At 43.6% G+C, this 23,936-nt stretch carries 15 protein-coding genes; 4 read left to right on the plus strand and 11 right to left on the minus strand.

Annotated elements, in window-relative coordinates:
• Positions 1-99: 99 nt before the first annotated feature.
• Both HUJ21_RS06585 and HUJ21_RS06590 read right to left on the minus strand, forming a co-directional pair.
• The gene (locus HUJ21_RS06585; RefSeq protein ID WP_291368241.1) at positions 100-2,031 is read right to left on the minus strand and encodes a c-type cytochrome; all 1,932 of its coding nucleotides are present in this window, start codon (positions 2,029-2,031) and stop codon (positions 100-102) included.
• A gap of 41 nt (positions 2,032-2,072) precedes the next feature.
• On the minus strand, positions 2,073-3,905 hold the full coding sequence (locus HUJ21_RS06590) for a DUF1080 domain-containing protein (RefSeq protein WP_291368151.1): 1,833 nt from the start codon (positions 3,903-3,905) through the stop codon (positions 2,073-2,075).
• A gap of 426 nt (positions 3,906-4,331) precedes the next feature.
• Here HUJ21_RS06590 and HUJ21_RS06595 point away from each other — a divergent pair, with 426 nt between their 5' ends.
• The 4 genes from HUJ21_RS06595 to HUJ21_RS06610 all read left to right on the plus strand — a co-directional run bounded on the left by HUJ21_RS06595 (position 4,332) and on the right by HUJ21_RS06610 (position 14,602).
• On the plus strand, positions 4,332-5,114 hold the full coding sequence (locus HUJ21_RS06595) for a glucose 1-dehydrogenase (RefSeq protein WP_291368152.1): 783 nt from the start codon (positions 4,332-4,334) through the stop codon (positions 5,112-5,114).
• 1,522 nt (positions 5,115-6,636) lie between these two features.
• Positions 6,637-7,179, plus strand: a complete 543-nt coding sequence (locus HUJ21_RS06600) for a tail fiber protein (RefSeq protein ID WP_291368153.1) — start codon at positions 6,637-6,639, stop codon at positions 7,177-7,179.
• Positions 7,180-7,250: 71 nt separating this feature from the next.
• A complete protein-coding gene (locus tag HUJ21_RS06605; protein ID WP_291368154.1) occupies positions 7,251-13,619 on the plus strand; it encodes an MBG domain-containing protein in 6,369 nt (2,122 codons plus the stop codon).
• 11 nt (positions 13,620-13,630) lie between these two features.
• Positions 13,631-14,602 (plus strand): type IX secretion system membrane protein PorP/SprF, encoded by a 972-nt coding sequence (locus tag HUJ21_RS06610; RefSeq protein WP_291368155.1) that lies wholly within the window; start codon positions 13,631-13,633, stop codon positions 14,600-14,602.
• Positions 14,603-14,613: 11 nt separating this feature from the next.
• Here the strand turns inward: HUJ21_RS06610 and HUJ21_RS06615 are convergent, their stop codons facing one another.
• From HUJ21_RS06615 to HUJ21_RS06655, 9 genes are all read right to left on the minus strand, one after another.
• Positions 14,614-15,327, minus strand: a complete 714-nt coding sequence (locus HUJ21_RS06615) for a sulfite exporter TauE/SafE family protein (RefSeq protein WP_291368156.1) — start codon at positions 15,325-15,327, stop codon at positions 14,614-14,616.
• 1 nt (position 15,328) lies between these two features.
• Positions 15,329-15,754, minus strand: a complete 426-nt coding sequence (locus HUJ21_RS06620) for a FixH family protein (protein ID WP_291368157.1) — start codon at positions 15,752-15,754, stop codon at positions 15,329-15,331.
• Positions 15,755-15,775: 21 nt separating this feature from the next.
• Entirely contained in the window at positions 15,776-17,191 is a 1,416-nt protein-coding gene (ccoG, locus tag HUJ21_RS06625; protein ID WP_291368158.1) for a cytochrome c oxidase accessory protein CcoG, read from the minus strand.
• A 75-nt stretch (positions 17,192-17,266) separates the two neighbouring features.
• Positions 17,267-18,193: a cbb3-type cytochrome c oxidase N-terminal domain-containing protein gene (locus HUJ21_RS06630; RefSeq protein WP_291368159.1), complete on the minus strand. Its 927-nt coding sequence runs from the start codon at positions 18,191-18,193 to the stop codon at positions 17,267-17,269.
• Entirely contained in the window at positions 18,180-18,371 is a 192-nt protein-coding gene (locus HUJ21_RS06635; RefSeq protein WP_291368160.1) for a cbb3-type cytochrome c oxidase subunit 3, read from the minus strand. Before HUJ21_RS06635 ends, HUJ21_RS06630 begins: the two co-directional genes overlap by 14 nt.
• A 12-nt stretch (positions 18,372-18,383) precedes the next feature.
• Positions 18,384-20,513, minus strand: coding sequence for a cytochrome-c oxidase, cbb3-type subunit I (gene ccoN / locus HUJ21_RS06640; protein ID WP_291368161.1), 2,130 nt, complete (start codon positions 20,511-20,513; stop codon positions 18,384-18,386).
• A 1-nt stretch (position 20,514) separates the two neighbouring features.
• Positions 20,515-20,697, minus strand: a complete 183-nt coding sequence (ccoS, locus tag HUJ21_RS06645) for a cbb3-type cytochrome oxidase assembly protein CcoS (RefSeq protein WP_166143744.1) — start codon at positions 20,695-20,697, stop codon at positions 20,515-20,517.
• Positions 20,688-23,141 carry a heavy metal translocating P-type ATPase metal-binding domain-containing protein gene (locus HUJ21_RS06650; protein ID WP_291368162.1) on the minus strand — a complete coding sequence of 818 codons (2,454 nt, stop codon included), beginning with the start codon at positions 23,139-23,141 and terminating at the stop codon, positions 20,688-20,690. The genes ccoS and HUJ21_RS06650 overlap by 10 nt, the downstream gene beginning before the upstream one ends.
• A 63-nt stretch (positions 23,142-23,204) precedes the next feature.
• The gene (locus tag HUJ21_RS06655) at positions 23,205-23,834 is read right to left on the minus strand and encodes a hypothetical protein (protein WP_291368163.1); all 630 of its coding nucleotides are present in this window, start codon (positions 23,832-23,834) and stop codon (positions 23,205-23,207) included.
• Between the last annotated feature and the right edge of the window lie 102 nt (positions 23,835-23,936).

Raw genomic sequence — 23,936 nt, forward strand, 5'->3', positions numbered from 1 at the left:
TTTAATTAATTATGGAAAATATTATTCTCCTGTAATCTAAAAATCTAATAATAATTAAAATGAAATAACAGCCAGGGAATAGGCTGTTATTTCATGATCTCATTTCAGGGAATTGATCCACTGGGCTATTTTCAACGCATCTGCTTCAGGAACATGGGGCATAGGAGGCATTGGTGTAGCATATTCCGGCCAATTCTCAGGTTTTGGTGTATGGATCAAAGCAACGATCTCCTGTGCTGTGTAATTTCTTTTGGCCACATCCTTGTAAGCAGGGCCCACTTGTTTGGTGTCCTTATTGTGACAGGCAATGCAGGTATGCTTTGAAAGTAAAGCAGTTACCAGGGCGTCATCAATTTTGTCCGCAGAAACATCAGGTTTAACTTCTTCCTTTTCGCTCATCGATACTGCCTTGGGACTTACATTGTCGGGCTTGGCTTGCTCCTTTTGTGCAGCAGAGTTATAGGTACTCATGTTATTTTCTGCCAACTTTTCTCCTTCCGGAATTTCATTTAAAGTATAGTAGGCGGAAGGATGTACCAATGAATAAAAGTTATCCCTTTCCCGAATCCCATCTAACCGGATGTGGTGGATATGGTATTGGGTAAGCCCATCAATTTTTATTCTTACCCGCATCAAATCGGCTGATACCTGTACACCTTTTACTTCCGCCATTTTATTGGCCACGGGTGGGCTACCATAGACAGGGTGGTATTTGTAAATAAAAGTTTGCACACTGTACGAGGCCAGGTCCTCAGCCGATTGCTTATCCACCGGTTGGGTGAATTCCACTTCAAAACCGTCCGGCAGGGCTTTGATATCTCTCATTTCAAAAGGAATTTCCCCATTCCATACCAATCGCTCCAATCCTTCATTTGCCTCACCGGCTGAACCCCAACCCCGGTTGGTCTCACCTACAAACAGGGAGCCATCATTCCCCCAGGCCATCCGAAGAACTCCCGATCGAAAATTACTTCTGAAATCAATAGCCGCACCTTGAAGCACGCCTTTAACCTCCTCCATCATTACCCGCATGATTTTGCTTTGACCCTGGTCACCCACCAGCAACTGACCTCCAAATGGGCCAAAATTTTCTTCCGGAATTTTTATCGGTTCGGATGTAGAAATACCATGAATGCCATAGGGGAACCAGACTGCAGGCAAGGTAATTTCAGGCAATTGTTCCTTTGCCTGGTAAAGGGTCAGGTAGTCCTCATTGATCACATTTTCAGGTTTGATATACCTGCCTTGCTCATTTTTCACCTTTCTGGGATCTACTACCGCTTCAAATTCTTCTGTGCTCAAGTCTAAGGGAGAGTTTTCCAACCCGGTCCACCTTAATCCGGCTGGATGACCGGCAAAGGATCCCTTTTCAATGTGCCAGATGCCACCTGATCCCATATAATCACCCTGATTTTCGGTGTAAAAAAGCTTGCCATCTATGTATCCCAATCCTGCCGGTGATCGCATGCCCGTGGCCCATGGCTCCATCTTTCCATCAGGACTGATTTTCATGATCCAGCCCCTGAAAGGGACGCGGCTTTCACCTCTCCACCATTCCTCATTGCCAAAGGCCACGTTTCCGGAAACATAAAAATTTCCTGCTTCATCCATTACCGGACCATAGCTGTACTCGTGATAATGCCCCGACACCGGCCAATTATAAACGGTTTCGTAATGATCTGCAACTCCATCCTGATTAATGTCCTCCAATTTGGTTAGCTCGCCTCTTTGAGAACAATAAAAAGCACCATCCTTATACAACAACCCAAGTACCTCATGCAATCCGGAAGCAAATTTTCTGAAATAGGGGTCGGGTCCCGTAGGATTTTCCACCACATATATTTCTCCTCTTCTGGTGGCTACCCCCAGGTTTCCATTAGGCAATACGGTCAGGCCTCCTACTTCCAGTAAGGTCCCCTCAGGAGCCTTAACCTTTAAAATTTTAAAATAATCTTCCTCCATAGGGGATTCCTGAGCCATGGAAGGCTGCAATACCATGATCCCCATCAGAAAGAGCAATAAAAGAGGCATTTGTTTTCTGTATAATTTCATTTGACTTCTGTTTCTAGCTATTAAAACAATAAAAAATACGCCATGTTTTCACGGGCAGGAATCAATAATTCCATCATTCCATCGATTGATCTGATCTCAGGTTTGAACTGATCAGGATCCTCCAGTTGCAAGTAGTAGGATTTATCTCCGATCACAAACAGTCCTTCACCCAAATCCACAATCTGTTCTCCTTTTGCCAATCGCACATAGGTACTTTCCCTGGCATTTTTTATAGTCAGGATCCTTTTTAAACCCTTCCCATCAGCGAGAATTTCCAGCTCATCGGCAACCTCGGCCCCAAACCCTTCAAACATAAATTGAAGATGGTGATCGTTGGAAAGGATCTTATACCCATGGACTTTATAACCGGTTCCAAGGGTATCGACCGGCCAGGATTGTTCCAAAGACTGAAGTCGGGCAATGGGCAAAGCAGGAGTCCCAAAACGTGTAATCGCCCCCATCGGCCTGGAGGAGCCGTCTCCTCTGCTATTCCACATGGGAGTTGCATTCAAAAAACCTCCTTTCCAAACTTGTACCAGATTCCCCTGATCCATGTCATAGGTGTAATGAACTTTGTAGGGAGATCCCACAGACACCGCATGGGTGACCCTGTGACCATCGGGTATATCCATAAAGCTTCTTAATACTGGTCTTTCCTTTGGGTCAACCAGTATGGGGTCGGGTCCGGACGAACTGGTAAAAGTTTTATCCGAAAGCTGAACAGGCCGGATGCCCGGACCAGAAACTTCCAAACCAATTCCGGGCTGCACCCAATCCTGTACTTTGGCATACAGTATTTCTACCGGATGCTTACCGGCTGTAAGTTGCAGTTCTCCTGAAAGATTTCCCATGGAAGCTGCGATTACTTGCTCATCCCCCACCGACAAAGCACCTGCTCCTCCGGGAGCCGAAAGGTTGAATTTCAACATGCCATCATTTTCCAACTCCAAAAAGGCCTTGTACCTGATCAGAAACTGTTCATCCGCCCCCCTTATATTTGCTGTCAGTTTTTCCATTTGCCCACTTCTTTCAGGGGTAAATTTGGAAAAATCAGGAACTTCCTCAAACCTTCCTTTATAAAGATCATAGGTAATATCTTTAATACCAGGTAATGCCTTGTCATATGCAGTAATCTTTAAATTCCGAAAGGCGACTGCGCCGTGATCTCCCTGGATCCTGATTGGTCCCCTTGCCATTTCTTTTGCTGCCATAGCACCCCTGGTGGGTCCAAAAAGTTCCACATCCTCATGAATCTTAACCCCGTTAAGCACCACCGAAAGTATTTTGGCATTTTCTATTTTATTGTTTTGAGCATCAAACCGGGCTGCCTGAAAAGACACCTTGAGGTTTTGCCAAAGACCAGGGGCCTTACTGGCATTTTGCCTGGGAGCATAGCCCTGGTAGCCTTGCTGACCATCTGGCTTTGAATCGTCCCAACGTTCATAAATCCCCCCATTATCACCCGAACTGGGAATGGCTTTTCCCCAGCTGTCCAGAATTTGAATCTCATACATGCCCTGCAGGTAAATGCCGGAATTGGACCCCTTCGCCACCAGATAGTCCACCTCCAGGTCCATATCTCCAAAAGAGGCCTTTGTAAACAAGTCTTCTCCCTTGTTCTTCTGTGTGGGGATATTTGCCAGAATACCCTGCCCTTTTTCTACTGCTAATTGGCCTGTTTGATGTATATCTGCCTGAACATCCCCAACTATTGCCCAGGATTTTCCAGGTTTTTCGAACCTATCAAAGCTGTCAAAACTGAAAAGCTCCTGCGCCTGAACTTGCAGGCTAAAAATAAAAAAACCTGCTGATAGCCACCTGCCTATTTGTTTAAAGGAAATAAATTTGATCATAAGTTTAAGACTGATAAATACAATTACTACACCATTAGACTGGCAAAAATAGTTTTTTTAAACAACAATTAAGGAAAGTTTATGTTTTTTGAAGCTTTAATACTTTTTCCTCTAGTCAAATTTAACTGGCCTGTCAATGGGTCTGATGCTCTCCCGATCGCCCGAAACGAATCTTTTTTTTCTGATAAACAGCTTGTTAATGAAATTATTTGGTAATGTTACTCAACCTTAAAATCAGCTGACTATGGACTTGTTTTATGGATTTGGGGATAAAATGCTTAACTTTTACGCCTTGTAAATTTAATCAGCATACAGGGTACTTGTTCGATCATTTGTCAAAACAAGGCCAATACACTATTTAATTAAACGAAGGCAAATGTAACAAGCCTGTTTATTTTAATTGCTTTTAGATAAATAATCACCATTATGAAAGAGAATCTTCCGGGAATAAAATTGTTTGATTTGAGCGGTAAGAAAGCCATAATCACCGGTGGCTCCAAGGGGCTTGGTTTGGCAATGGCTGCCGCATTGGCTTCTGCAGGGGCAGATTTGCTCATCGTCAACCGCAAGGAAAAAGATGGGCAGGTAAGTGCTGATGCCCTAAAAGAGGCATTTGGTGTAGAAGCGCTTTCATTTGCTGCGGATATCACAGATAAAGAACAGGTAGAAGCCATGACTGATTTTGCCTTAAAATCCTTTGGCAAAATTGATATATTGATCAACAGTGCAGGGATCAATATCCGGGGAGGAATAAATGATGTTAGTTTAGCAGATTTTAATCGGGTGATGGCCGTTAATGTGACGGGAACTTGGCTGTGCATCAAATCAGTGGTCCCTCACATGAAGGAGGCCAAATCTGGTAAAATCATCAATTTAGCCAGCACACTTGGCCTGGTTGGGTTGGCCAATAGGACGCCATATACCTCAAGTAAGGGTGCGGTGGTCCAAATGACCCGGGCACTGGGACTGGAATTGGCACCCTTTGACATCAATGTAAATGCCATTTGCCCCGGTCCTTTCCTGACTGAAATGAATATTCCAGTTGCGGATGATCCTGCGACCAAAGAGTTTATCATTGGCGCAACAGCATTTGGCAGGTGGGGAGAATTACACGAAATTCAGGGAGCCGCCATTTTTCTGGCAAGTAAAGCCGCCAGCTACATGACCGGATCAATGCTTACGGTGGATGGAGGCTGGACAGCCAAATAAGGAAAATCACTTTGGAAAGTGAGGCACAGCATTCTCTACCATAAACCCGAATAGGGAAGAAATGTGGTTGATTATAAAGGGGTTTAAGTACATCGAAGAAAATTTAATGAATTTTTGAGGTTTAATTTTCGGATGTAAGTAAGGTATTGCCTGGCAAAATAAATGGCAACCAGAATCGAATCTCAGGTTACGGGCCTTTTTCAAAACAGAAACATTCCCAATAAAAAAAAGACCAACTCTCTAACCTGAATTCGACTGAATTTCGTTAATAAACCGTAATTTCGAGACCTAATTTTTTAAAAACGCAGAAATCAGGGTGACGATGTAGGTTTTTTGAATTATATAGGAATATAAACTTTTCATTGTTTAATGGGTAATGGTGAGTTAAAGGCTATTTATGGTATTTTAACTTGTCTCTATTTTACTTTTTCTCCCGATTCGCTGCGCTGTTCGGGACAGGCTTTGATGAAAAAGTACCAAACCCGCCTCCCGGAGGGCAGGAAATCAAGACAAAAAAATCCTTCCCCCACAAGCCTCCTGCGCACCTCCTGAGAAATATCAGGACAGGCCACTGACTACGGTCAGGATAGGCCAGTATTTTGTCGGGCCTGCGCTCTTTTCGTATTTATAATATAGCTCTTCTTTTTTCAAATTTCTTCAGGGGTTAAATATTAAAGTAACAGTTTAAATTAGGTCATCGGTAGACTTAACATTTTATAAAAGGCAGAAATCGGGATGACGGTATTTATTTATAGCTATTGAAAATTCAACATATTATATAATACGTCATCGGTACACCTACCGTCATCGCGAGCACAGCGAAGCGATCTGAATCGGAGCGGCGGCATTAATCCATCGGGAAATGGGAATAGGATCGAAAGGTCGTCCACGTACCCCTTCAGACGACCACGGGTGCCAGGGCATATTGGTCTATTCGATCGAATCCAGGTCTGCACCCTCGCCGTGACGACACCTTCCGTCATTGGTAGGCTTAAAGCCGGTTATGAGCGGTGAAAGCCGTGGGAATCTCTGGCCAAACGAGACTGTCACACCCTTTCCCAGCGCCTATACCCACGACAAAGGGTTCGCAGTGACGATTCCATTGGTTTTTATCAACGATCTTAATTCAAACTCATTTCATCAATGAGCGGAGCTCCTATTATCTATTTTGATAACAAATGTCAGATTTTCATGAAGATAGAGGTTTAGTTAGATGATAGGTCTCCAGTAGATTATTTTTCTATCGTGACCAGGCAAACACAGCTAAAAAAACAACCATTTATAATTTTGATTAACTATTTATACTCAAAATAAATACTACATTATACAGGATATAATAAATATAAAAATTAGTTTAAAAAATTTTTTTAAATATATTTAACATTTTAAGTGTTTTGAAAAACCTTTTATTGCATACAAAATTAAATGTCTGAAATTTAGCGAATTAAATATATAAAAATTCTAATTTTTTAATTTACCTTTAGTTTCATAATAATCATTAACCAAAATTCAAAATATTACCATGGAAGAACTAATTGGCGTTATTAAAATGTTCGCCGGAAACTTCGCTCCCAGAGGCTATGCTTTCTGTAATGGACAACTTTTACCCATCAATCAAAACCAGGCTTTATTTTCCATCTTAGGAACAACTTACGGTGGAGATGGGAGAACCACTTTTGCTTTGCCGGATCTTAGGGGAAGAGTTCCTATAGGACCTGGTCAGGGACCGGGGCTATCCACCAGGCAATTGGGAGAAAAAGGGGGCAGGGAAACCACTACCCTAACAGTAGCAAATTTGCCTGCTCATAACCATACCCTCTCAGCCAATTCAGGCGCAGGAAACACAAACACACCACAGAATACTTTTCCTGCTTTGAGTCAGGTACAAATAGACCGGTCGAATCCTCCAGTGGCTGTAAATGCCTATGATAATTCCGCCAACACCACCATGAATGCACAAGCGGTTGGTATTGCGGGTCAAAGCCAGGCATTTGATCATACCCCTCCTTATTCCGGAGTAAATTTTATTATCTGCATACAGGGTATCTTTCCTTCCCGAAGCTAATTAACCTGAAAAGAATTCCCCGTTCATTTTTTCGGGGACTTCTTTTCTTTTGAGCCAAAACTTTTACTGCCATGAAGCTACTTTTAAAGAATTTACTTCTTCTTATACTGTTATTTTTTAGTTGCCAACAAATCAGGGCCCAAAGTACAACAGTTACCTTCAATGAGATCACAAGTTACATTGTAACATTCGGAGAAACGTATGACAATGGCGGTTTGAGGTTTTCGGTAACCAAAGAATCCAATGCTACGCCCAATTCCGGTATAAAAGCTACTGCAACAGATGGATACCAAGGCAGTGTAGCCTTAAATGATTCTAACTTACAACCAGGAGGGATCCAACAATGGTCCATAAAAAAAGCCGATGGTTCTCTATTTCAGTTTATCAGTATTTTCTTGCAGGAAGGTGCGGTGGGAGCTTCTACGACAGGTACCATTAGTGCCTTTAAAAATGGAAGTATAATAGGTTCCCCCAAACCCATTGCTTTCAATTCAGCAACAAATGGGCTGAAAACATTCGATAACGACCCGGATTTTTATGAAGTAGATGAAATCCGGATCAATGCAGATGACATCTACAACTTTCTGGACCATGTAACTACAGGTCCTCCTTTTTCACCTTTGGATGAAGATCCACCACTTGTTACAGGCATAACGCTGAACGGGGTACCTCCCACCACTTCGGAATCCGTCACTTTCACAGTCAATTTTTCTAAAACCGCACTTAATGTTAGCCTGGATGACTTTTCCCTGTTCACTTCGGGAACTACGGGAAGCCTGGCAGCTATCAGTGGTAGCGGCAACAGTTACCAGGTAACCGTCAATGCCATCAGCGGAGAGGGATTTCTACGGTTGGATCTGAAATCAGGGACTGATATAGCCAATGAGGACGACACCAGCGGTGTACCTGCATTTTCATCCGGCAATACCCATACTGTAAGTGCTTGTTTTGTAGAAAATATGGAAAGCCTCCCTGATGCAAGCAGCAATTTCTCCAGCAATGGGCTGTCATTCTCATTAAGTACAGGTTTGGAGAGTGAAAGCCGCCTGGGCTTTGGTGCAGGAAACTCAAATGATTTTATCAAAAACAACAATACGGCAGGGACTTTTTCCATCAGTTCTTCCAGCCTTTTCACCATGAATTCTGTAGATCTGTTTTTGTCCGATTTGTCCAATGGTGATAATCCAACAGCTTCCGGAACATTGACAATAACAGGAAAAAACAATGGCAATACGGTCTTTACAATATTGAAAACAAGCGGATTTCCTGTAAATACCACTCAAAATGGTGGTTTTTTTACCCTTGACTTTTCCACAGATGGGGATCAAAATTACAGAAACACCAATGTAGATGAAGTTGAATTTACCATTGCAGATGGGTTTGTGGAGTTGCTGATAGATAATTTTAACTTTTGTCAGGAGGTACCAGATACCGATACGGCAGCTCCCGCAGTACAGCGGATACTTCTGGATGGAAATCCGGGAAGTACAGCAACCTCGATAACTTATATAGTTCAATTTGATGAAAATGCCTTGAATGTAAGTCTGGATGATTTCTCTTTGGTGCGCATGGGAACAGTTGCCGGGACTTTGAATCAAATCAATGGATCGGGAAGTACTTATCAGGTAGAGGTAACGGGGATTTCAGGAGAGGGATCCTTGCAGTTGCAATTAAATGGTGGAACAGATATCGCTGATGCCCTAAACAACTCAGGTCCGCTTGAATACCTGAACGGGCAAATTCATTTGGTTGGAGCTTGCTTTTCGGAGTCCTTTGAGGATGAAAGCGACGGCGCCCTAACCTTTTCCGGAAATGGTCTTAATTTCAGTCTAACAGGAAATTGGGCAGTGAAAAACCGAATAGGTTTTGGAGCAAATGCTTCCTCCAAATATTTGGAAAACTCCGGAACCGGACCGTATGGAATACTGTCGACTGAAACACCGGTAACAGTGAATAGAATAGGTCTTTACCTATCTTCATTCCCATCCGGAGTAAGCCCTACCAACGACGGTACCCTGACAGTAACAGGAAAACTGAATGGCAATACATTATACACGTTCCAGAAGACCACCGGGTTTCCTGATGATTTCGGATCTACTGGCGGCTATTTCATACTTGATTTTGCAACGGCAGGTGCTTCAGATTTCTCAGATGTACTGATTGATGAATTAATACTCGAACCAGGAGCAGCTTTTACCTATCTCGCACTGGACAACTTTGATTTTTGTACGGATAATACTGCTCCAGCAGGGTATACAGTGCAAATAGATCAGGATGCTATCGGAGAGACCAATCAGGATCAGGTTAGTTTTACTTTTTCCGGGGCTGAATTGGGAAGTACCTATAATTATTCATTTACAAGCTCTGGAGGGGGTACAGCAGTAACCGGTTCTGGAACCATTTCTGGTGCTGAAGAAATGGTAAACGGGATTGATTTAACAGGCCTGTCGAATGGAACGGTTACTTTGAGTGTGACCTTAACTGATATTTCGGGAAATGAGGGTGCGGAGGCAACAGCCCAAAGTACAAAATTTATCAATACCATCCCCGAAGTCAGCCCGGATGTATTGATTTCACCCCCTTATCAGGAAAATGCGTCCAGCCTTTTGATTGCAGAAACGATAGCCGTTTCTGATGTGGACGGAGACCAATTGGTTCGCGCCGTTATTCAGATAAGAGGAGCAGGTGTGATTGCCGGAGACAACCTCAGCTTGGGAGACCCCTCTCCCCTTAGCCTGCAGGAGGTCGATGCCAATACCTTTGAGTTAATTGGTACAGCAGATGCCAGTACCTATACGTCCATTTTAAGGACCCTTTCCTTTAGCTCTGATTCTGAAGACCCTACTTTAGGAGGGACGGAAAATGAAAGGATCATTTCCATCATAGTAGAAGATGAAAATGGAGGATTTTCTGTACCTGCCAACGGGATAAACAACCTGCAGTTACCCATTGAAGCTGTCAATGATGCTCCGGAATTGGTTCTCCCATCAAACGAGGAAGTCATTTCCAATCAGTCATTGACTTTTAATGCCGCAAATGGAAACGCCCTTTCAGCAAGCGATGCGGATGTCGGCAACAATTCATTAATGGTGGATTTAACGGTCACCAATGGCACTTTGAATCTGGCTGATATTTCAGGATTGACCTTTATACTGGGTTCAGGTACGGATAATTCCAACATGCAATTCTCCGGAAACCTGGCCTCCATTAACAATGCATTGGAAGGGATGGTATTCACGGGTACCACAGATTTTGTCGGTGAAGCTATTCTTTCTATCGAAATTGATGACCAGGGTAATACCGGAAGTGGAGGGTCCCTGACAGCAAGCAACACTTTGACCATTCAGGTAATTGCTCCCAATGCACCACCCCTTGCCTCCAATGTAAGTTTTACCGGTTCCCTTATCCAAGGGGGTAATCTATTGGGGCTATACTCGTATTCCGATGCTGAAAATGACACTGAATCAGGCAGCATTATCCAATGGTGGTTGGCAGATGATGCGACTGGGACAAACGAGGAAGTTATAGCCGGGGAAAACGGAACAAACCTGACCATTATTCCGGCTTTTCTTGGCCGTTTTATCAGTTTTGAAATTACCCCCGGAGATGGCATCAACACGGGTAATCCGGTAAAATCTGATTACCAGGGACCTGTTTATACGCTTCCGCTGGTAAGCACTGCAACACCTGCTGGAATAGAAGCGAATGTTGCCAGTTTAGGAGGGGAAGTGAGTAGCGATCAATTCAGTCCTGTAACAGAAAGAGGACTTGTATACAACACTTCCGGTAATCCGGATCTTTCAGACACCAAAATACCCTTGGGTAGCGGCACAGGAATATTCTCCAGTCTGGTATCCAGCCTGAATCCAAATGCTACTTATTATGTCAGGGCATATGCAAGCAATACTGCCGGAACTTCATTTGGCCAGGAAGAAAGCTTTACTACGGAAAAACAAGAGCTGACTATAGGAGGATCATTCACTGCAGAAAACAAAGTATATGACGGAACCAGCAATGCCCTATTTCTTGGTAATGAGCTGGTTCTTACCAGTCCCCAGTCCGGAGATGATGTTGTTTTGAGCAATTTGGTAATTGAATTTTCAGATCCTCAAAGGGGAAATGACAAGGTAGTTACCATCGTTTCGGCCGATTTAAGCGGTACAGCAGCAGAAAATTACAGTTTAAGTTTAACCGGAGCTCCCAGGGCATTGGCCACAATTTCTCCCAAAGCCCTCTCTATTTCTGCTTCGGAAGGTATTTCGAAAACCTATGGGCAATCGGATCCAGCATTCAACTTTACCAGCAGCGGTTTTGTAGCTGGCGATGACGAGACACTGCTTACCGGTTCATTGAGCAGGCAGCCTGGTGAGGAGGTGGGAAGCTATGCCATTACGGAAGGAAACCTGAGTGCCGGTGGCAATTATACCATAGCCTTTACTACCGCGGATTTTGCCATTAGCCCTCAAACCTTGTCTATCACGGCCAATGCCGGTCAGACAAAAATATATGGACAGGCTGATCCGGTTTTCAGTTTTGCCAGCAGTGGTTTTGTAGCCGGGGATGACGAGACACTGCTTACCGGTTCATTGAGCAGGCAGCCCGGTGAGGACGTGGGAAACTATGCCATTACGGAAGGCGACCTGAGTGCCGGTGGCAATTATACCATAGCCTTTACTGCAGCAGATTTTGCCATTAGCCCACAGACCTTGTCTATCACAGCCAATGCCGGTCAGACAAAAGTTTATGGACAGGCCGATCCGGTTTTCAGTTTTGCCAGCAGCGGTTTTGTAGCCGGGGATGAGGAGACACTGCTTACCGGTTCATTGAGCAGGCAGCCCGGTGAGGACGTGGGAAGCTATGCCATTACGGAAGGCGACCTCAGTGCCGGGGACAATTATCAAGTACTGTTTTCCGGAGAGCCTTTCCAAATTCTTCCACGTGTCAAACCAAATACTTTGATACTTGATGAAACAGGAAATGCGATGGTAGATCCTGCGAACTTGCTTGATCAAACTCTGACAGCAGGACAAATAGTATATCTTGACAAGGTAAATTTCAACTGTACCGATTTGGGAGAACAGGAAATTGAGGTAAGTGTTGTGGATGTGAACGGAAACGAATTTACTTCCAATGCCATTTTGACTGTGAAGGACCAAACTCCACCTTTACCCATGCAGCCTACTCTTCCGGTGTTGCATTCTGAATGTCAATTGGAAACCTGGGAAACCCCAACAGCTGTAGATAATTGTGAAGGAATAATTATTGGAACACCAGACAGAAATCTCCCCATCCGGGAAAATACCCTGGTTACCTGGACCTTTGTGGATTTGAGTGGAAACCTTACCACCCAGACACAGGAAGTAATCATCAAAGACACGACATCCCCCAATATTGAAGGTGTTCCTGAAGACGAAACCGTGTATTTGAACGGCTCCTACCAATTGCCGGATTTTACCCAGGTGGCAACCGCTCAGGATAATTGTAGTTTGGTCCGGTTTATTCAATCTCCGGCAGCCGGAACAAGGTTTGATCAGGCGGAAAAAATACAGGTGCAATTGCTGGCAACAGATGCCGAAGGCAATGAAAGTAGTACCGGATTTGAAATCAACCTTATAGATTTGAATCTATTGGCGATCGATAATCCTGACCTGATATCCATCCCCTGGAACAGCCCGCTGGAAAGCCTGGCATTACCGGAAGAAATTGCCGCCCACCTAAGTAACGGGCAGGAAGTAACTATTCCGGTTGAATGGATCATTCCTGTATTGGATACCAGGGAAGCAGGATTGTTCCAGTACAAAGGCAGCCTTGAACTGGGCAATATTCAAAACCCCAATCAATTGGAGCCCACTCTTAGCATTCTGGTGGAAGCCAAAGCGTTTCCGTTGGGGATTAATATTTCGGCGGAAGATTTTCCAGCCAATATTGAACCGGGCACAACAGTTGGCACTTTAAGCACCCAGGATCCTCAGGACAATGTGCACGTGTATGGGCTGTCGGGCTCAGCAGCCGATAACAGGTACTTCGGTATTTCAGGTAGTGAGCTTTATTGGAACAGTCAGGATGCCTTACCGGGTAAAACCACATTTACCGTGGAAGTAAGCAGTACGGACCGCGCTGGAAATACTATTTACGAAACCTTCACTTTGAACCGACTTCGGGTTGCCCTCAGGGAAATCAACGTGCCCAACACATTTACTCCAAACGGAGATGGTATCAACGATTCATGGGGAATAAAAGGTTTGAGATACTTTCAGGGCGGGAAAGTAGCCGTTTATGAAAGAAGTGGTAAAAGGGTCTTTTATACTGAAAATCCGGATGAATTGTGGGATGGTACATTTTTCGGCAATGCATTGCCGACAGGTACTTATTTCTGGGTAATCAGTACCGGAGAATCCGGGGAAGTACGTAGGGGTGTATTAACTATTTTTAGAGATTAACCAAGTCAATTATGAGTAAGATTCAAATGAAATCCATAGCTTACCTGACATTTGTTTTCCTGTTATCACAAACATTACAACTTCAGGCACAATCGAGAAAATACATCAGTCAGTTCAGTCATTTTCAAAGCTATTTCAACCCCGGATTGACTGGCTATGAAGGAAGTACCATCAGGAGTTATGTCCGAAACCAGTGGTCGGGTATGGAAGGAGCGCCTAAGACCTATTTCATCAGTGCTGAAATGGATTTTTCTGAAGGGAAAGGATTAGAGGATCCCGCCCTAATGGGTAAGAATGCTTACAGTATCAATTTACTTCACGATACTTATGGGGCATTCAAAGAAACTGAATTTTTAGCAGCCTATGCCAGCAGGGTAAGACTGACATCCAGTCATCAATTGAGATTAGGTGCGGGTTTGAATTATCAAACCATCCGACTGGATGGCAATGCGCTAACCAGTGAACAAGCCGGGGACCCTTTGATTGGTCAGTATCTGGGTGGGTTTTCGGACATGCAGATTTTCGATTTTAATTTGGGTTTGGCATTGACCCATAAATCCTATTATCTCTCCTATGCGATGCACAATGTGAATAAGGGTCGCATTTCAGGGGGTGAAGAGTTCATGGATGGAAAACCCGTGGTTTATATCATTCAGGCTGGGTTTAGGGAAGCTTTATCCCCACAGGCATCCTTAATTGTAAATGGATTTTATCGCAGCCAGGAAGGATTACCGGATAACCTTGAATTTAACGTCAAGACCTTACTCATGGATAAAATCTGGATTGGAGGAGGACATCGGTTTGATTATGCCAGTAACCTTCAATTTGGAGTGTTATTTGATAGAATCCGGCTGGGATATATTTTTGAATTCCCGGCAAACCGGAGTTACCTGCTACCCGGACAAACCCATGAATTTGCTTTGGTCTATCACCTGTTTAGAAAAAATGAGAAGGGACCCGATGACAAGGTTAATATTTGGTAATAAATCAAATATCAGTCGCAATGTGTGATATTGCCATCAAGCATTTCTGTAACTTCCGTATCGGGAAAACCCAAAGCAGGGCTTAAAAAAGGAATGCCCCAACCCATACCTCTGATGACAAATAGAACACCAATAAACAGCGCAAAATAAGGTAGAAGCCGATTCATTTTCAGTCTGAATCCAAAAGAAAATATGTTTTTGGACAACATCAAAAGCACCATTACAGGAATAGTGCCCAATCCAAAAAACAACATGTAAACCATACCTGAAACCGGACCCTGCATGGCCAGGGAGGCGAGTAAAGCCATATAAACCATACCACAGGGCAAAAAACCATTCAGAATACCGGAAATAAAAAATGCTTTGGGACCGCCTCTTTTAATGGAGCTTCCTAGCTTGGATTTCAACCGAATCATGCCAGCGGCTAGCCATGAACCTGAGACCCAATTTTCAGATTTTCTGTAAAAAAAAGCCATTCCAATAATCACCGCCCCCATAAGAATAGAGAGCCATTGTTGGATTCCTGCCAGGGCAAGGGAAAAACCAAGCAAACCTACCACTCCTCCTAATAATGAATAAGTAAGGGCCCTGCCTGAGTTGTAAAGGAGTTTGTTGAGCAGGTATTTGTTCCTGTCTTTGCCAGCCAATGCCAAAGCGATGGGACCACACATACCTATGCAGTGAAAAGACCCCAAAAAACCCCATAAAAAGGCTGTCCAAAGCATGCTACAGGTCTATTTTCTTTTCTTCAAAAAAACCAACTCCATCGCTTTCCCAACTTAATTTAACCCTCCAGTAACCCGGAGAAAGGCTGTTTAAATCCACGGTATTGACCTCGGTATCCTTAATATTGACATCAATCTTCTTATCCATTCTGGCATCGGAAGGCCTGAACAAGTGAAGTTCTCCTTTTGCTCCTACCGGAAGGTTTAAATCCAGCATTTTTGCCCGGGCATCAAAGCTCATGGCCGCCTTGGAGGACGCCAGAGAATTACTGAGTTTATCTATATGTTCCTGGTATTTTATTTCTTCTTCGTAATAATTCTCTGTGACCAGGTGCAGGTCATCTTGCTTCATGCAGATGGTCACCATGGTTGCCATGATCGCCACAAATACTACAAAGACCAATACTATTCCATTTCCCCAATTCATTTTGTTTGGTTTTTAGTTAAACTATTTTTTTACGGGCCCCATAAAATTGGTTTCAATTTCATCTATGGTTTCTCCATTTTGCTGTAGTAAAAGCACGATACTTTCCTGGGGCACCTGCATGTCAGCCTGAGCTTTGACCAGAAAAAACCGTCCTTCAAATTTTGTCTGTCCTTCCAGATTCCAGTCGGTATCCCCTACTCTCTCCAGGGTAATGGTTGGATCTTCTGGTACCAGGTCCACCTCTTGTTGCTCAAAGGTTTTATTGATCAGCGTCAGTTCATAGAGATTACTGATTTTATCCCCTTCCCGCTCCTGATAGGTCATCCCTCTGAATCGGGTCACTGTGGCACCAAGATCGGTCCTGGTACTTAGCAATCCAACAAATCCGGAGATCAATAAGAGCAATATGGCTGAATAAGCCTTTACCCTTCCCGTTATCAATTTAGAAGTTCCTTTTTGTATGCTGTTTTCTGAAGCATAGCGGATCAAACCCTTTGGTCGCTCCACCTTTTCCATTACCTCATCACAGGCATCCATACATGCGGTACAGTTAACACATTCCATTTGTACACCATTCCTTATATCTATACCTGTGGGGCAAACCTGAACACATAGGGTACAGTCTATGCAATCTCCCAAAGCCTGATCTTCTTGTTTGTTTTTCCTTATTGGACCTCTTGGTTCACCCCTTACATAATCATAGCTTACATTGATGGATTGGTTGTCCAGCATGACCCCCTGCAGCCTGCCATAGGGACATACCACGATGCAGGCCTGCTCCCGAAACCAGGAGAAGACAAAAAGAAATATCCCTGTAAAAGCTATCAGACCTAAAAAACCCGCCAGGTTTTCTGTGGGAGGCTGCATGACAATTTCCTTCACCTGATCTATACCGATCAGATAGGCCATCACAGTATGGGAAATGAGCAGGGAAATCAAAATGAAAATGGACATTTTCAGGGTTTTCTTCCTGACTTTTTCACCATTCCAGGGCATGGCATTAAGTTTCCGCTGTTGGTTGGCATCTCCTTCTATCCAATATTCGATTTTGCGGAACACCATCTCCATAAACAGGGTTTGCGGGCAGGCCCAGCCACAAAACACCCGACCAAATACCACGGTAAATAAAATGATAAAGACCACAAAGATCAGCAGTAAAAAAATCAACAGATAGGTATCCTGAGGCCAGAAGACGGCACCAAAAATAATAAACTTACGCTCAAATATATTGAACAATAACCAGGGTCGACCATTTACCTGAATAAATGGCCCTGCAAACAAAATACCCAGCAACAACCAGGAAAAATACGTTCTCCATTGGTAAAATTTACCTGAAACCTTCTTGGGATATACCCAGTTTCGACCGCCTTCTTTATTGACAGTACCCAGGGAATCTCTGAATTTTTCCGGTTGGAGATTTTCGTTCTTATTTGCCATTTTATTTAACGCAATTTCTACATTGAAGGTAACCGCTGAATCAGGTTTTTAAACGCTGATCCAGCGGTTTAATCATTATTCTGCAGGTTCTGCACCCAGTTCATCTTCTCCAAGCGCGTCCAGCGGCTCCTCTATGGCAGGTTCATATTTTTCTCCCTGCGGCTCTTTTGGATTGGCCGGGGTGGTGCCTTTAAGGGTAAGTATATAACTGGATACCTGTTGCATTTGCTCCGGGCTCAGCTGGTCCTGCCAGGGGATCATGCCTTTTTCCACCACGCCGTATTTTACCACTGAAAATATATCCTTGATGTCTCCTCCATGAATCCAGTACTCATCTGTCAGATTTGGGCCTACTCCTCCTCCTCCATCCATGGCATGACAGGCGGAACAATTACCGGCATACAATTCTGCTCCGGCTTCAATACTGGAGGTAGTGGCATCAAATTCTACGGTATTTTCATCAATGGAAGCCAACATGGATTCTCCTCTGGCCTCTTCTTCCATGGCAGCAATGGCCAACTCTTCCTCATATTCTTCCATTTGTGTTTTACCTATTCCCAGGACGGAGTAGTTGACAAAATAAATTATGGCAAAACCAATGCTTAAATAGAATACATAGGCCAGCCATGGAGGCATAAAATTATCGAGTTCTACAATTCCATCATAACTGTGATCCAGCTGTATATCTGCTTCCTGCTCAATGGGCTTCATTTTGCCGGTGACAAATTTTTCCTTAAAATTATCCCACCAGGAAGGTTGTGCAGCCAGTGCAGGATTGTCCTGCCTGATAACAGTCATTAAAAAAGAAAGTAAGTACAGCATGACTCCCATGATGATGACAATCAACAGCAGCACCACGCCGATAATCAGTAACAATGTCATTTGGCTACTATCCATTTGCTGCATTTGTGCGGTCCAACTTCCTTCTGCTTCCTGAGCCAAACCGGGAAAAGACAAAAGCATGCCTGTCAAAGTAGCTCCAATCCATTTAAACGTTTTCATAGCTTTTATCTTTTTGAGGTTCATCTTTTAAAGGCATCTCTTTCATTTTGTCAATGTATCCCTTGTCGGCGCGAATTACCCACCAAAACATACCGACAAAGAAAATCACGAATATCAGCAGGGAGATGATCGGATAGATTTCAATGTTTTCTATGGATCTTAAAATTTCTTTTTGCATGATAATTAAGGTTTAAGGATTTGTGGCTGTGCTTTTACTGATATCTGTACCCAGCCGCTGTAAATAAGCAATAAGGGCTACAATTTCGGAATCAGGCAATACTTCCACTCCTGATTCCTGAAGGCCTGCTACAATCTCACCGGCCTGCTGCTGAAGATCATTGATGGCAGTTTCATCATAACCTTCAGGGTAAGGCACACCTAATTTTTGCATGGTCCTGATCTTTGCTCCGATATTACTGTGATCCATGATATTGGTGGTCATCCATGGATAGGGAGGCATTAGGGATCCCGGTGACATGGTCCTTGGGTTCACCATGTGGTGGTAATGCCAGCTGTCCGGATATTTACCTCCTACCCGGTGTAAATCAGGACCCGTACGTTTTGAACCCCATAGAAACGGCCTGTCATATATATATTCACCCGCTTTGGAGTATTCTCCATAACGCTCCGTTTCAGATCGGAATGGCCGGATCATTTGAGAATGACAGCCCACACAACCATTGGATATATACAAATCCCTCCCCTGCAGTTCTAATGGTGTATAAGGGGTAACACTACTAATGGTAGGCACATTGGATTTGATCAGAATCGTTGGAATGATTTCCACTACTCCGCCAATAAGAATCGCAACGGTTGCCAGAATGGTAAAAAACACAGGCTTTCTTTCCCAGGCCCTGTGCCAGAACTCACCCTTAGTAGAAACGTGCCTGGCCAGGGCAGGCGCTTCATCGGCCTCTTCTTCCTGGAAGGAACCGGATGCGGCCGTTTTGACCAAATTGTAAACCATCAAAATGGCACCTGATAAATAAAGAAGTCCCCCAAAAGCACGTAGCATATACATCGGAACGATCTGAATGACTGTTTCCAGGAAATTGGGATAAGCCAACCGACCCGCATCTCCGAACTCTTTCCACATCAAACTTTGAGTTAATGCAGCCACATACATGGGCAGCGCATAAAAAAGGATGCCCATGGTACCTAACCAGAAATGGGTATTGGCCAATTTGACAGAATATAAATTGGTTTTCCACATTTTAGGCCATAGCCAATACAGCATGGAAAAAGTCAGGAAACCATTCCACCCCAATCCACCAATGTGCACATGGGCTACTATCCAATCGGTATAGTGGGCAATGGCATTGACATTTTTAAGGGAAAGCAAGGGTCCTTCAAAGGTAGCCATACCATAAGCCGTAACGGCTACTACCATAAATTTCAAAACCGGATCTACCCTGACCTTGTCCCAAGCCCCTCTAAGGGTCAAAAGTCCATTCACCATACCTCCCCAGGAAGGAGCTATCAACATGATTGAAAAGGCCACACCCAACACCTGCGCCCATTCCGGCAATGCCGTGTAAAGCAAATGATGAGGACCTGCCCAGATGTAAATAAAAATCAGGGACCAAAAATGTATGATGGAAAGCTTATAAGAATAAACGGGCCTGTTTGCTGCCTTTGGGAGATAATAATACATCAGCCCCAGAAAGGGAGTAGTCAGGAAAAACGCAACGGCATTGTGTCCATACCACCATTGTACCAAAGCATCCTGTACACCTGCATAGGCAGAATAACTTTTAAATAGCGAGACAGGTAAGGCAAGTGAATTGAAAATATGCAGCACTGCCACCGTTACGAAGGAAGCCAGGTAAAACCAAATGGCCACATACATGTGCTTTTCCCTGCGCTTGATCAATGTACCAATCATATTGGCACCAAAAGCCACCCAGACAACGGTAATGGCAATATCAATGGGCCATTCAAGTTCTGCATACTCCTTAGAAGAAGTCAATCCCAAAGGAAGGGTGATCACCGCTGAAAGAATAATAGCCTGCCAGCCCCAAAAATGAAACCAACTCAGGGTTTTGTTCCACATGGGAGCCTTCAGAAGCCGGGGCATGGAATAATAAACACCGGCAAAAATGGCATTCCCTACAAATGCAAAAATCACAGCATTTGTGTGCAATGGCCTGAGCCTGCCAAAAGTTGTGTAGGGATTCCCCAGGTTAGCCTCCGGCAAAAATAGCTGCGTGGCAGCAAGCACACCGATCAGCATTCCTGCTAATCCCCATATTATGGTAGCTGCACCAAAGTACTTTACGATCTTGTTATCGTAACTAAATTGTTCAAGTGTTCCTGACATATCACTCCGATTTATTAGGTGTTTTTTTATTTGTTTTATTTTTTGTTTTGTTCTCAAACAATATCCTTATGGCCGGGGTATGCTGGTCGTCAAACTGACCTCCTTTCATTGCTTTAAAAAACAGCCATAAAAAACATCCGGCCATTACTAAACTTATCCCTATCAATATAAAAATCACTTCCATTTTTCAGTGGCTTTTTGGTTCATACCTCTCCTGAATGCCAGCAGGTTGGTCGCCATCGTGGTAAACAACACCACTGATATACTGCTTGCAGGCATTAAAATAGCACATAATACAGGACTTACCAAACCCTGAACAGCATAGTAAATGCCTATTGCATTGTAAGCAAAACTAAGCGCAAAACTAATTTTTATAACTTTCCTGCCGGTATTCGCAAAATCCAGAAATTGAGACAAAAGGCTGAGCTTTTTTCCATCCAGAATGGCATCGCTGGCCGGACTGAAATGGGAAATATTATCGGAGACGGCAATACCCACCTGGCTTACCCTTAGTGCTCCGGCATCATTTAACCCATCTCCTACCATCAACACCTGCTTACCGGAATGTTGAAGACGCTCAATATGGCTCAGCTTATCAGCAGGGCTTTGTTGAAAATGCATATGGATTTCATTGCCCAACTCCCTTTCTAAGATTTGTCTTTCATGGTCCAGATCTCCTGAAAGCAGGTGCAGGTCGAATCTGTTCTTTAACTCCTTCACCATTTTACCCATACCATTCCTGATACCGCTGTCTATAAAGAAGGTGCCCAAATGAACGCCTTCAACAAAAAAGTAAACTTTATTGCCCGTGGACTTTTCAGCTTCGCCGGTCTTTAGGTCCATTAAGGATGCCGCTCCCAGTGCTATGGTTTGAGTTTTATAGGTGGCAGTCAGTCCTTTACCGGGAATTTCCTCCACCTTCTCCAAGTCAGCAGGGCTTACCTGCCCCAGGTAACGGTTTATCCGGTTGCTTAAAGGGTGAACCGAATAACTCACCAAAGCTTTCAAAACCCCTCGGGTTTCATCTGAAAGCTTTTCCCCTTCATACCTTATTTTGGCATTGGCAGGTGAAGTGAGGGTTCCTGTTTTATCAAAAACCAGTGTATCCACCGCAGCAAGTTTTTCGATTACCTGTGAATTTTTCAGGTAAAAGCTGCTTTTTCCAAAAATACGCATGATATTTCCCAATGTGAATGGCGTTGACATGGCCAATGCGCAGGGGCAGGTAATGATTAAAACAGCTGTAAAAGCCCTGATCCCCATGGAAAAGTCATACATGCTCCAATACAGCAAAGTGCTGAAGGCAATCAGCAATACGGTAAAGGTAAATTTACCACTGATTCGGTTGGCCAAAGAGGCAAGGGAATCCTTTTGCTCCCTCTTGGAAAAAGCTTCGTGGTTCCACAAATCTGTCAAATAACCCTGAGAAGGGGATTTTTGCACCGCAAGGTTGATCGCAGGGCCCTTTTGCCTTCCACCAGCATAAATCAGTGAGCCTTTTTTCAGGCCGACAGGCACCTCCTCACCTGTTACAAAACTATAATCTATTGATGCCTCTTCGTTTAATAAAATACTATCAGCCGGCACCAGCTCCTCATTTCTGACCCTGATGATATCCCCCACCTGAACTTTGGTAAGGGGAATCACTTCCTCCTGATCCTTTTTCAGTCTGCTCACCGCTATGGGAAAATAAGCAGTATAATCCCTGTCAAATGAAAGGGTATCAAAAGTCTTCTGCTGGTACCATTTTCCAAGCAACAGAAAAAAAAGTAAGCCTCCCAGGGTATCCAAATAACCTTCCTGGCCCAATAGGAAAATTCCAAACAGACTGTATACAAATAGGGTAATGATTCCCATGGCTATGGGCACATCCATATTTACTGTTCGGTTTTTAAGGGCCAACCAGGCAGATTGGTAATAATCGGTAGCCGCGTAAAAAAAGACCGGTAAGCTTAGCAATACATTCAGGTAACGAAATAGATTCTTGAAACCAGGCCCCAATAGTTCTGCCTCCGAAAAATATTCCGGAAGACTGAAAAACATCATGTTGCCAAAACAGAAGCCAGCTACAGCCAATTTATAAATCAGCTTCCGGTCCATTTTTGGTCTTTTTCCTACATTCAGGTCAGAGAGATTTATGGCTGGCTCATAACCTATGTGTGCCATTAGGGCCACAATATCCTTCAGTCCAATATATTCCTGCTGAAATTTGACCTGCACCTTTTTTTTGATAAAATCCACTCTTGAGGAAATGATTCCCTGATCCAGGCGGTTCAGATTTTCAAGCAGCCATATGCAGGAGGCACAATGGACCATGGGTACATAAAAAGTGACATGGGTTTGGTCCTCGTCCCGGAAATCAATCAATTTCTCTGAAATCTCCTTATCATCCAGATAATCAAAGCGGTTATCTCTTGTTGCCCGGTTTTTTTGATTGTTGCCCGGAGTATCTGCCAGATTGTAGTAATCACAAAGATCGTTTTCTGACAGTACATCATAGACCGTCCTGCATCCGGAACAACAGAAATCCTTCCCATCATGGTGAAGTCCATCATTATCGCAGGGTTCTCCACAATGATAGCAGGTTGTTTGTTGCTTTTTTTCCTTTTCGGTAGAGGTATTCTCCATTTGGCGGCAATTTAGTTCACCTTCAAAGCTAAAAACATGACAAAGATCATTTAATATAGTGATTTAAATGGCCAAATAAAATGAAAGCCTGTCATACCACATGCCTCCCTTGTAAAAATGGAACAGTACTTTGGCCAGATCCGCCTGATTATTTTTTGAGGTGACCAAAATAGTGCATTGGTGCTTGACGGCGTAAGACCAAAAATCTCCTATTCTATTGAAGTTAAACTTGATAAAGGAGGTTTCTGAAGTATGGGTATTTACTTCCTGTATGATTTCCTGCTCCTCTTTTTGTTTGGATTTGGGGATAAAAGCCGGTGAGATAATTGTAGCCTTGCTTTTTTTGATATTATTTTCAAAAAGCGTCAAAAAATGCCTGATGATCTTTGCCGAGGCCGGACTTCCGTCATAATGAAAAAGCAAGCGTTCAAAAGACAATTCCCGGTCATAAAGGAGCACAGGAACATCACAGGGTTCATTTTCCAGAGCTTTGGGATGATCCAAACCATGTAGCCAATCCAATATTTTGGGTAAATGAGCCGTATACAATTGAATAGAACTACTGGGTATTAATTTTTTCCCCACAAGTTCCTTTACGATATCCGCTTCAAAGTTCTGACCCAAAGGGAGGTGAGTATGTGGGGTAATGATTTCACCGGGGAAAGAAAATTGTGTGTCCAGCTTTGTTTGCATGAGCCCGTTTTTTTTTACAAATCTATATCACGGGAAGAAAGAGAATAGTGATATATGGTTAGGCTCAAACATGATAAATGTCATGTTATATTCAAAAGGAAG

The organism is Cyclobacterium sp. (genome assembly GCF_014762705.1).
GTDB lineage: Bacteria > Bacteroidota > Bacteroidia > Cytophagales > Cyclobacteriaceae > Cyclobacterium.

Coding starts and splice junctions, on each gene's coding strand:
- HUJ21_RS06585 (WP_291368241.1), bottom strand. CDS start 2,031: ATGCCTCTTTTATTGCTCTTTCTGATGGGGATCATGGTATTGCAGCCT.
- ccoG (WP_291368158.1), bottom strand. CDS start 17,191: ATGGCAAATAAGAACGAAAATCTCCAACCGGAAAAATTCAGAGATTCC.
- HUJ21_RS06620 (WP_291368157.1), bottom strand. CDS start 15,754: ATGAATTGGGGAAATGGAATAGTATTGGTCTTTGTAGTATTTGTGGCG.
- ccoS (WP_166143744.1), bottom strand. CDS start 20,697: ATGGAAGTGATTTTTATATTGATAGGGATAAGTTTAGTAATGGCCGGA.
- HUJ21_RS06650 (WP_291368162.1), bottom strand. CDS start 23,141: ATGGAGAATACCTCTACCGAAAAGGAAAAAAAGCAACAAACAACCTGC.
- HUJ21_RS06600 (WP_291368153.1), top strand. CDS start 6,637: ATGGAAGAACTAATTGGCGTTATTAAAATGTTCGCCGGAAACTTCGCT.
- HUJ21_RS06635 (WP_291368160.1), bottom strand. CDS start 18,371: ATGCAAAAAGAAATTTTAAGATCCATAGAAAACATTGAAATCTATCCG.
- HUJ21_RS06615 (WP_291368156.1), bottom strand. CDS start 15,327: ATGCTTTGGACAGCCTTTTTATGGGGTTTTTTGGGGTCTTTTCACTGC.
- HUJ21_RS06655 (WP_291368163.1), bottom strand. CDS start 23,834: ATGCAAACAAAGCTGGACACACAATTTTCTTTCCCCGGTGAAATCATT.
- ccoN (WP_291368161.1), bottom strand. CDS start 20,513: ATGTCAGGAACACTTGAACAATTTAGTTACGATAACAAGATCGTAAAG.
- HUJ21_RS06595 (WP_291368152.1), top strand. CDS start 4,332: ATGAAAGAGAATCTTCCGGGAATAAAATTGTTTGATTTGAGCGGTAAG.
- HUJ21_RS06610 (WP_291368155.1), top strand. CDS start 13,631: ATGAGTAAGATTCAAATGAAATCCATAGCTTACCTGACATTTGTTTTC.
- HUJ21_RS06590 (WP_291368151.1), bottom strand. CDS start 3,905: ATGATCAAATTTATTTCCTTTAAACAAATAGGCAGGTGGCTATCAGCA.
- HUJ21_RS06605 (WP_291368154.1), top strand. CDS start 7,251: ATGAAGCTACTTTTAAAGAATTTACTTCTTCTTATACTGTTATTTTTT.
- HUJ21_RS06630 (WP_291368159.1), bottom strand. CDS start 18,193: ATGAAAACGTTTAAATGGATTGGAGCTACTTTGACAGGCATGCTTTTG.